The organism is Calothrix anomala FACHB-343 (genome assembly GCF_014696435.1).
Classification (GTDB): Bacteria; Cyanobacteriota; Cyanobacteriia; order Cyanobacteriales; family Nostocaceae; genus Aulosira; species Aulosira anomala_A.
The window spans coordinates 99277-109146 of record NZ_JACJQG010000026.1 but is presented as its reverse complement, the minus strand read 5'-3'; the positions used below and the strand labels follow the sequence as shown (position 1 = coordinate 109146).

Here is a 9870-nt window from a genome sequence, read left to right as displayed (position 1 = left end):
GTTGAGGATTTGAACCTAGTCGGGTTATCTCGCTCTATGTTGGGCAAGCATTGTTTAGATGCTGGTTTTGGTCAATTTTTCCACATCCTTGAGCAAACTTGTTTTCATCGTGGTGTTTACTTCCAGAAAGTAGACAGTCGCAAAACTAGTCAAATTTGCCCTAACTGTGGTGTTGAAACAGGTAAAAAAGAATTATCAGAACGTACTCATATTTGCTCGAATTGTGGCTATACCACTGATAGAGATGTGGCGGCCGCTCAAGTAGTTCTCAATCGGGGACTTGCAGCCGTAGGGCATACGGTCAAGATGCTTGCTGAGGGTAAATTCATTGGAATCCCCGCGAAGCAAGAATCACCGCACTTATAGGGCGGTGAGTGTCAACAAATGCAGTATCTTAAGATATTCAACAAAAAGACAGCTCTTGGTAAATCCAGACTATAAGAAGGATAAGTGATGTCGGTGGGAAGAATCCGCTACGATTGGCAAGAAGCAGAAATTCAGGCGATATACAATACGCCATTGCTAGAGTTGATTTATCAAGCTGCTAGCGTACATCGCCAATTTCACAACCCAAAACAAATTCAAGTTTGTAAGCTAATCTCCATTAAAACTGGAGGTTGTCCAGAAGATTGTAACTATTGCGCCCAATCTTCCCGCTACAAAACCGAGGTAAAACCCGAAGCCCTGTTAGAAAAAGAGGCAGTAGTTAGTATAGCCGAAAAAGCCAAACAAACAGGTGTCAGCCGCATTTGCATGGGTGCAGCTTGGCGGGAAGTACGGGATAATTCTCAATTTGAGACAGTGCTAGACATGGTAAAAGATGTCACAGCAATGGGTTTAGAAGTCTGCTGTACCTTAGGAATGTTAACCGCAGATCAAGCAAAACGCTTAGAAGATGCGGGACTTTACGCCTATAACCATAACTTAGATACATCGCGGGAACATTACAGCACCATCATCACCACGAGAACATATAGCGATCGCCTAAATACTATCGAAAATGTGCGTCAAACCAATGTTACCGTATGTTCTGGCGGAATTCTCGGCTTAGGTGAAACCCCTGAAGATAGAGTATCCATGTTACATACTCTCGCAAATCTCAGTCCCCATCCCGAATCTGTACCGATTAACATTCTCTCCCAAGTTCCAGGTACACCCTTAGAAAATCAGCCAGATGTCCCCATTTGGGATGTAGTACGGATGATTGCTACAGCCAGAATCATTATGCCAGCTTCCGATGTCCGTCTCAGCGCTGGTAGGGCGAGACTTTCGCAAGTTGAACAAGCCTTATGCTTTATGGCGGGAGCAAATTCTATCTTCTCCAGCGACGACAACAAAATGTTAACTGTGACAACACCCTGTCCAGATTACGATGCTGACAAAGAAATGTTGAACTTGCTTGGCTTAGAAATGCGTCCCCCAACCAAAAGAGAAGTCAAGGTAACAACACCTGCCATTGTCGGATAATTGAAAACAAATTATGCCAAATTGTAGGGCTACGATAACTCCAGCCCTACGAGGATACTGGCGAATGGTGGGTTAGACCCCTCAATATTGATCCAAACACTTTTCTCGCTTGCCCGACATATCGCCCGCAGGCTATAAGCCTGGGGCTAAAGCTACAAAGCCTGCTTTCGCAAGCTAAAGAAATTGAGCCTGCCTTTGCAGGCTTTGTTCGATTAGCCCCACCCTTCTAGGGTGAGGGCGATATTTCGGGATAAGCGAAGGGTTTTAGCCCTAATTCGCCAGATGTATCCTACGAGTTGTGCGCTTGGTAAGTTAACGATTGGGATGTTTTTTATTTGCAAGTCCCTAACAAAACCAAGCAAATAAATTACGAATTACGAATTAGTAATTACGATTACAGAATTTTAGCAGCACGCAGACCGAACAATAGACCGCTAGCAATGCCAATAAACAAAGCTAAGAAACCGATATAAGCTACAACTGCAAACATTTACCTTTCTCCACAATACTTCACTAAATCTATTGAATCATTAGTTAGTGGTCAATGGTCAGTTGTCAGTTGTCAGTCGTTAGAAGAAACAGTTAACAGTCAACAGTCAACCGTCAACCGTCAACCGTCCCCACACTCCCCAGATTGCGGTAAAATACAGCCCACGGGCGTGTTTTTAGGGCTGGGCAATGACTTCTGTAATTAGCGTGAATTTACCACAGCAATCGTATGATATAGCGATCGCACCTGGAAGCTTAGAACAACTGGGTGAAAAAATGAGCAGTTTGAAGTTAGGTAAAAAGGTACTGCTGGTTTCTAACCCGACGATTTTTAAACATTATGGCGAAAAAGCGATCGCATCTTTACAAAATGCCGGATTTACAGTCTCTACTTGTATTCTGCCACCTGGAGAACGCTACAAAAACCTCAACTCAATTCAAAAAATTTACGATGCAGCCTTAGAAAACCGCTTGGAACGTTCCGCCACCATTGTCGCCTTGGGTGGCGGTGTCATTGGCGATATGGCTGGTTTTGCAGCCGCAACTTGGCTGCGCGGAATTCATGTCGTCCAAGTTCCCACCACATTATTAGCAATGGTAGACTCCGCAATTGGTGGGAAAACAGGCGTTAACCATCCCCAAGGTAAAAACTTAATTGGCGCATTTCATCAACCACGCCTAGTATTAATCGATCCCACAGTCTTAAAAACCCTACCTGTGCGCGAATTTCGTGCCGGTATGGCAGAAGTAATTAAATACGGCGTCATCTGGGATGCAGAATTATTTGCTCAAATGGAAGCCAGCAAACACCTCAATCAACTACGCTACATTAAACCAGAACTTATTGAAAGCATATTAATTAAATCTTGTCAAGCCAAAGCCGATGTCGTCAGTAAAGATGAAAAAGAAGCCGGATTAAGGGCGATTTTAAATTACGGTCATACCATCGGTCATGCTGTAGAAAGCTTAACCGGTTACCGTGTAGTTAATCATGGCGAAGCTGTGGGAATTGGCATGGTAGCCGCCGGACAAATTGCGGTAGAACTAGGAATGTGGCAAACAGCAGAGACAGAACGTCAAAACGCCTTAATTCAAAAAGCAGGTTTACCTACACAGTTACCATCTGGGCTAGATATTGAAGGTATTATTGACGCATTGCAACTAGATAAAAAAGTCAAAGCAGGTAAAGTCAGATTTGTGCTACCCACACAAATAGGTGTAGTCACAGTTACCGATGAAGTTCCCGCAGATATTATTCGTCAAGTTTTGCAGAAAATGTAAATAATCCCAAATTTCCCAGCCAAAATGGTCAAACTTGAAGCTAATAATAAACTGACCTTGCAAGAGTTCTTAAATCTTCCTCCAGGTGAGGGAGATATCACCTACGAACTCGTTGATGGCCAAGCAATTCCGAAAATGTCACCAAAGTTTTTTCACTCTAAGCTTACCCACGCCTTTTTGAATCTAATTGAACAATCCTGTCAGGGAAAAGGCATAGTTTGTCCAGAATGGGCTATAGTATTAACCCGTCGAGGTAAAGATTGGCTACCAACCCCAGATATTTTGTATATCTCTAATGAACGTTTACCCGCAGACTGGAACGAAGATGAAGCTTGTCCTGTTCCTCCCGATTTAGTAATTGAGATTATTTCCCCCGGACAAACTTTCGGACAAATGACGGCTAAAGCTAAAGATTATTTAGATGCTCAAGTCTTGCGGGTGTGGGTGGTAGACAGTAAAGCCAGAAGTATCACTGTGTTTTACCCAGATGCGCCACCCAAGACATTTATGGGAGATGAATTACTCACCGATTCCTTATTTGAGGCGTGGGAATTTACCGTTGAGCAATTGTTTCAAAAAGCGAAAATTCCCTTAAAGTAGTGTGGGGATGAGCTAAAAGCTGAATTAAATATACACATAGCCTAATTTGATTAAATTAGCTGATTTATCAATCGTGAACTTAATATACGATTCGTATACTTGATTTACAATTCGTATACTTGATTTTGTAGTTACAAAACTTGATTTACGATTCGTATACTTGATTTTGTAGTTACAAAACTTGATTTACAACTCGTATATTTGATTTACGAAATAGAAAACTTGATTTACGATTCGTAAATTTGATTTACAACTTGCACTCACAGCAAATACAGCAAATTGCCAAAATTGACTTTCTACTCTGGGTAGGTGATAGAATTTTCGCGATCGCTCATCATTCACAAAGCATCTCATACCAATTTTAAAAAACGTGAATGAGACAGATTGTAGGGGCACTGGCACTGCCATGCCCCGAAGCGCGTACTGTATTGCACTCAACTAAGAAGCACTATATTAAACTTTCGTTTTCTTGAACATTTGACGCCGACGCTGAAATTCCTTTTGATTTGTACGCAAAGGTACTACATCAGCCTCGCTACTCTCTCTAGCTACGCGAATCAGTAACGCCGCACCGACAAGACTAGCAATCATCGAATTACCACCATAACTAAACATAGGTAAAGGTAAGCCCGTCGTCGGTAAAGCACCTGTCGCGACGCCAATATGCAGCAAAGATTGTCCTACCATCACAATCGTCACCCCAATCGCGACCAATCGAGACACAGGATTTTTCGCCTTTAGCGCCACCATTAAACCCAAAGTGGCGAATATAGCCAACATCAACAGCAAAACCATACTCCCAACAAAGCCAAATTCTTCAGCGAACACCGCAAAAATAAAATCAGTATCCTGAATAGGCAGATAAAACAGCTTTTGTTGAGATAGTCCAAACCCCGAACCCCAAGTTTGACCAGAACCAACAGCTAGCAAACTTTGCACCAATTGATAGCCATCCCCTGTAGCATCAGCCCAAGGATTCATAAACGACATCACCCGCTTGCGCTGGTACTCCTTGATACTAATACTCAATAAAGCTAACAAAACCCCACCTACAGCTGTTCCCCCCAAATACTTGTAAGGTAACCCGGCTGCTAAAGCAATTAACCAAATAGTTGTCCCGCACAGTGCTGTAGTACTCAAATTAGGTTGCGCAATAATTCCTAAAAGTACCAGCCCAAAAATACCCAACCAAGTAAAGCGAACCCGCCAACTTAATTTTTCCCACTGACCAAATAGTCGCGCACTTTGGAGTACCAAAAACGGCTTAATCAGTTCTGAAGGCTGAATAGGAATCGGGCCGATAGCAATCCAGCGTGCTGCATCAAAAGCTTTTCTGCCTAATCCTGGTATAAGCGTACAGAAAATTAACAGGAGAAACAATATTAAAAACCAATGGCTGACCCCTAAAATTTTTTTTAAGGGGAGATGGACAATTATATTGAATAAAATTAGCGAAACCAGCACCCAAAGCAGTTGACGCTTAAAGTAATACAGCCCATCATTCTGGCGGGCAGCAGCAACAGTATAAGATGCTGAAAATAAGATAATTAAACCGACAAACAGCCAAATCAATGTTAACCAGCGCAACAGGCGCGCCTCCAAAGCCCAGCTGGAAACGGAATTATCAAAAATCGGAATCAGGCGACTTAGATTCACAATCAGTATAGGTATAAGAACTTTTAGATTTTAGATTTGATATTTTAGATTTGGGAAGGGTAAAACAGTAATTAACTTGTATAATATATACCCTGAATAAATTACCAATACCCTAAGATAGATGTTTCTGATTTTACAGTTTTTGGGAGCCTGAGGATTTTCCCTCCCAAGCAAAGCATAGAAGCTAGATGAAATTAGGGTTTTAGGGAACTCCAAAAAATAAATTATGCCAAATTGTAGGGGCGGGGTTACCCATTGGTGTCAACTTAACGCAAAACCAGTCTACCGCAAGGAACTGAAGTTCCTTGCTAATAACCAAAGTCATCTCAAGATGACTAAATATTCTCAAAATCTTGAGTCTACTTCAGTAGACTTGGGCTATTAGCCTGAGAATTCATTCTCAGGCGGGTGACAAAGCTAACAGTGAGGCTATTTTTAGCTTAAGTTGACACCAATGGATTACCCCGCCCCTACAAGTTGCAGGTTTGGTAAGTTAATGATTGGAATATTCTTTATTTGGAAGTCCCTAACGCTAACTTGACATCTGGGAAGGATGGGACTTTACAAAAAAAAGTCCGCTTCTGCGGACTAGTTGAAACCCTATTGTATTGAGTTCGTATGAATTCAGGCTTAACCTGAAACCTGATTGAAGGATTTAGTTATTGGTTTTAAGGCTGACTCTGCAACTTTTTCATTTCATGCTGCACATCTAAGGCAATCTGCAATGCTTCATTGAGTATACGGCCATGTTCAGTAGCCTGTTCGGTAACCTGCATTGCTGTTAAAGTTGCCAAATTATCAGCAAAGAAATCACTATGATTAATAATAAAGTTTTTATTTTCTCGCAAAATTTTCTCAGTTTTGAGCGCCCTGACTAAATCATTTCGCGTCAGTCGCAGTGCTGCTAACACTCTCTCTCGTTCGCGAATGCTGACATCTGAATTACCAGCATCTTCTATTTGATCGTTAATATCGATAGCTTTAATAATTGCATTATATCTATCGACATCGTTTAATAAAATTTGCAAAGAATGTGTCATGTTTGCTTTTAGCTGTTTACTACGTTTTCTCCACATTACGTATAAACCTATTTGGGTAACTCCCCCCAGCCATAAGCCCAAAACCATCAATACTAACCAAGATGGAACTGTCAGCCACAAATCGAATAATTTGACGATGAAATCAAAAGCTATATAACAGCCAACTAATATAGAAAAGCTGATAAAAACTACTGTAGCGCCTTCAGTTCCTTTAATCTTTTCTAGAACTTGCTTTACAAATTGCCCTACCGGAACAATAATATTTATGAGTTCATCCTTAACAGGCAGATTAGTCAAATTTTGTAGTTCTTTGGCAGTAATCTCCAATCCTTGTAAATCATCTCGCACAGTTTTATCCACCTTGCCAGAATAGTTATTTAGTACAATATAGCAAGCTAATTTTTATAATGTTAAGTCAGAAGTTTTATTGATAAATAATCGGTAAAATAAATATTTACATTTAGCAAATAATAGTTTTTGTACAATCAGATACTCTTTTAAACAGACAACTGACTCTAGGTTAGCAACTTACATACAAACCTCTTGTACATATCATTAGTAGCTAGGTAATAAATATATGAGTTGTTCAAGTTACATTTAATCAGATTAATTTGTTTTTTCTTGGCTTACACTTGACGCTAGCGAAAATATCTAGTACGTTACGGCGGCAATTAACCTACTATGTAACATGGATAAAAAGCTTGAGTTATAAGTATTATTTCTTTTTACTTTTTACCTTTTACTTTTTACTTGTTCTACTAGGATGTTCTTCTAGGACAAAGTTTAGCTGAACAATTAGCTCCTTATCGACAGAGAAATGGTTATGCTTTACTATTGTATCTAGCAGACTGTCTAGGAGCAATGCTTACTTCCAACGACAAAGAACTGCTAGTGAATGTTTTTATTTGTTGACAATTCCTGGCTATGAAGCTGATTCGGCCAGTTCAGTCATTAAATCTGTAGATGCTCTTGGGTGGTATTTCCCAAGAGTAGTAACTGTCATCACAAGTTCCCGCTTTCCGGAAAAAGCTTTTTCCCATATCAGCATAAAAGAATTGCATAAATTCTGGATAACTGCTGTATATATAGTAGGAGTGCATCAGACTGATTAAATTAACTGACAATTTAACAAGTCAATTCGCCCTCAAACTAGCCAAGAATAATTTTTGAGCAAAATAAAATTGAGGGCAAAATGTTCGATTTATTTTTGATATTCTGTAAACTTGCATACTGACTATATGCTTCCCATCCCACAGGAAAAATGTTCAGTAGATATTTTGCTACCTTGTCTACTGTTTCTCTGAAGAGTTTCCTTATGCTATGAGTATTGTGTAAAATTAATAAAGATTACTATATTTAGTTTAATTACCAAAATTTACTTATAGAATAAGACTCATGAAATTAGCTATATATTTACAAATATAGAGGTAGGAATAAACTTACAATTATTGAGATGAAGATAATCGATGTAGTATGTAAGCGCTTATTGCACACTGTTTTTATAACATGGATACTCATCATGAATAAAATTAAAAATAGGCTAGTACTGCTACCGAGTAAGTCAAAAGCCTGATATTCTTGGCTTTTCCTTCATGGAAAATGGTATTTTTATTTCTGCTGTGCTGTACGATTTGGCAAGTGCAATTGATTGAATGATTCTTTGTCAAGATCAGTTACCCACAGGGGTATATATGTCAAGATTAAGATGAGGACTTAGACGAGTCATCATATGTTAGGAACTTTACTCGACGGGCGTTATCAAGTCCTCCAAGTCCTGGGAGGAGGGGGATTTGGGCAAACTTACATTGCACAAGACACACACCGGCCAGGTGCGCCCAGGTGTGTTGTTAAGCATTTAAAGCCTTGTACTCACAATCCAGAATTCCTGACAACAGCAAGACGTTTATTTAATAGTGAAGCAGAAACACTAGAAAAGTTAGGTCACCACGATCAGATTCCTCGGCTGTTAGCTTATTTTGAACAAGACCAGGAATTTTTTTTGGTGCAAGAGTTTATTCAAGGACATTCTCTGAAAACAGAATTTTTTCCAGGTCAACGCTGGACTGAAGAACAAGTTGTGCAGTTGCTACAACAAATTTTGGGAATTTTGGAGTTTGTCCACAGTCACAAAGTTATTCATCGAGATGTTAAGCCGGATAATATAATTAGGCGACCTCAAGATTGCAAATTAGTGCTAATTGACTTTGGCGCAGTTAAACAAATCCAAACCCAATTACTCACAGTTGCTGGGCATGGAGATACTACTATTGCCATAGGTACCCCTGGGTATATGGCTACAGAACAGGGACAAGGGAAACCTCGCCCTAATAGTGATATTTATTCTTTGGGTATTATTGCGATTCAGGCTTTAACAGGCTTACATCCTAAGCAACTGCAAGAAGATCCGAATACAGGCGAAATTCTTTGGCAGCACCACGCTCAAGTTAGTCCTTGGTTAGCCCCTATCATCTCAAAAATGGTGCTGTACCATTTTAAGGAGCGCTACCAGACTGCAACCGAGGTTTTACAAGTATTACAGCAGGTGATTAGCGATACTGAGGTTGATTATCAACTGACGCAACCGCCGTTATCTTTGATGCAGATTCCCCAGTCTGGAAATTCCCAACAGAATACAGTCAGACAGGAAGTAACTTCGATTTTAAATCCGGAGCAGCAGAAGTATCTGGAAAGTATACTTTTGCAGTATGTTGGCCCTTTAGCACCGACGTTAATTAGGCAGATTGCGGCATCAGCATCGAGTTATCAAGAAGTTGTAGACACTTTGTCAGTACATCTGGGAGAAAAACAAAAAAATGAGTTTAAGCAGAAGTCAATGATGTTTCTGCGGGAATCGACGACAAATTCTCAACCTAAGTCTAATACTGTACCCAGTCAGGCGGTTCCCGCAATTAGCGATCGCTTTGTGCGACAATGCGAACAGGAGTTAGTTCGCTTAATTGGCCCCATCGCTACTTTCTTAGTTCAAAAAGTAATTAAATCTGCGCCTCAAATTACAGAAGAGGAACTGGTGAATACTTTGAAATCACAAATTCCTGACCCCAAAAAGGCAGCAGAATTTCAGCAACGCCTACTTCCTTAAAAATCTTATTAGTCATTTGTCATTAGTCATTTGTCATTTGTCATTGGTAAGGGTTTCAAGTCTATTTACTTACAGCAGTTTTCACCTATTTGAACCACATCTGTCGTAGGGGCACGGCAACAGTAAAATTATTGTATGTACCAAAAGATTGTCGGTGCCGTGCCCCTACAGCGTGGTCTATTTACAGGAAGATGCTGTAACATTATTTTTGAATTTTGAATTTTGAATTTTGAATTG

8 protein-coding genes are annotated in these 9870 nt (G+C 40.2%); 5 read left to right on the top strand and 3 right to left on the bottom strand.

The window, feature by feature from the left end; translation table 11 throughout:
* Nucleotides 1-366 (top strand): RNA-guided endonuclease InsQ/TnpB family protein (locus H6G08_RS16730; RefSeq protein WP_190544855.1); only part of this gene is annotated, 366 nt, incomplete at its 5' end.
* A gap of 87 nt (nucleotides 367-453) precedes the next feature.
* Nucleotides 454-1467 (top strand): biotin synthase BioB, encoded by a 1014-nt coding sequence (bioB, locus tag H6G08_RS16725; protein WP_190544851.1) that lies wholly within the window; start codon nucleotides 454-456, stop codon nucleotides 1465-1467.
* Nucleotides 1468-1861: 394 nt separating this feature from the next.
* Here the strand turns inward: bioB and petL are convergent, their stop codons facing one another.
* Entirely contained in the window at nucleotides 1862-1957 is a 96-nt protein-coding gene (gene petL, locus H6G08_RS16720; protein ID WP_096603832.1) for a cytochrome b6-f complex subunit PetL, read from the bottom strand.
* A gap of 188 nt (nucleotides 1958-2145) precedes the next feature.
* Here petL and aroB point away from each other — a divergent pair, with 188 nt between their 5' ends.
* The gene (aroB, locus tag H6G08_RS16715; protein WP_190544848.1) at nucleotides 2146-3237 is read left to right on the top strand and encodes a 3-dehydroquinate synthase; all 1092 of its coding nucleotides are present in this window, start codon (nucleotides 2146-2148) and stop codon (nucleotides 3235-3237) included.
* A 24-nt stretch (nucleotides 3238-3261) separates the two neighbouring features.
* Nucleotides 3262-3837 (top strand): Uma2 family endonuclease, encoded by a 576-nt coding sequence (locus tag H6G08_RS16710; protein ID WP_190544845.1) that lies wholly within the window; start codon nucleotides 3262-3264, stop codon nucleotides 3835-3837.
* A gap of 453 nt (nucleotides 3838-4290) precedes the next feature.
* Here H6G08_RS16710 and H6G08_RS16705 read toward each other — a convergent pair whose 3' ends face one another.
* Together H6G08_RS16705 and H6G08_RS16700 are read right to left on the bottom strand one after the other, a co-directional pair.
* Nucleotides 4291-5493 carry an FtsW/RodA/SpoVE family cell cycle protein gene (locus H6G08_RS16705; RefSeq protein ID WP_190544842.1) on the bottom strand — a complete coding sequence of 401 codons (1203 nt, stop codon included), beginning with the start codon at nucleotides 5491-5493 and terminating at the stop codon, nucleotides 4291-4293.
* A 668-nt stretch (nucleotides 5494-6161) separates the two neighbouring features.
* Nucleotides 6162-6881 carry a hypothetical protein gene (locus tag H6G08_RS16700; RefSeq protein WP_313941878.1) on the bottom strand — a complete coding sequence of 240 codons (720 nt, stop codon included), beginning with the start codon at nucleotides 6879-6881 and terminating at the stop codon, nucleotides 6162-6164.
* Between the two features lie 1381 nt (nucleotides 6882-8262).
* Between H6G08_RS16700 and H6G08_RS16695 the strand changes: the two genes are divergently transcribed.
* Nucleotides 8263-9633 (top strand): serine/threonine-protein kinase, encoded by a 1371-nt coding sequence (locus tag H6G08_RS16695; RefSeq protein ID WP_190544838.1) that lies wholly within the window; start codon nucleotides 8263-8265, stop codon nucleotides 9631-9633.
* Nucleotides 9634-9870: the final 237 nt, after the last annotated feature.

Excerpts from the sequence above, each read along its gene's own strand:
- bioB (WP_190544851.1), top strand. The coding sequence starts at position 454 with ATGTCGGTGGGAAGAATCCGCTACGATTGGCAAGAAGCAGAAATTCAG.
- petL (WP_096603832.1), bottom strand. The coding sequence starts at position 1,957 with ATGTTTGCAGTTGTAGCTTATATCGGTTTCTTAGCTTTGTTTATTGGC.
- aroB (WP_190544848.1), top strand. The coding sequence starts at position 2,146 with ATGACTTCTGTAATTAGCGTGAATTTACCACAGCAATCGTATGATATA.
- H6G08_RS16710 (WP_190544845.1), top strand. The coding sequence starts at position 3,262 with ATGGTCAAACTTGAAGCTAATAATAAACTGACCTTGCAAGAGTTCTTA.
- H6G08_RS16695 (WP_190544838.1), top strand. The coding sequence starts at position 8,263 with ATGTTAGGAACTTTACTCGACGGGCGTTATCAAGTCCTCCAAGTCCTG.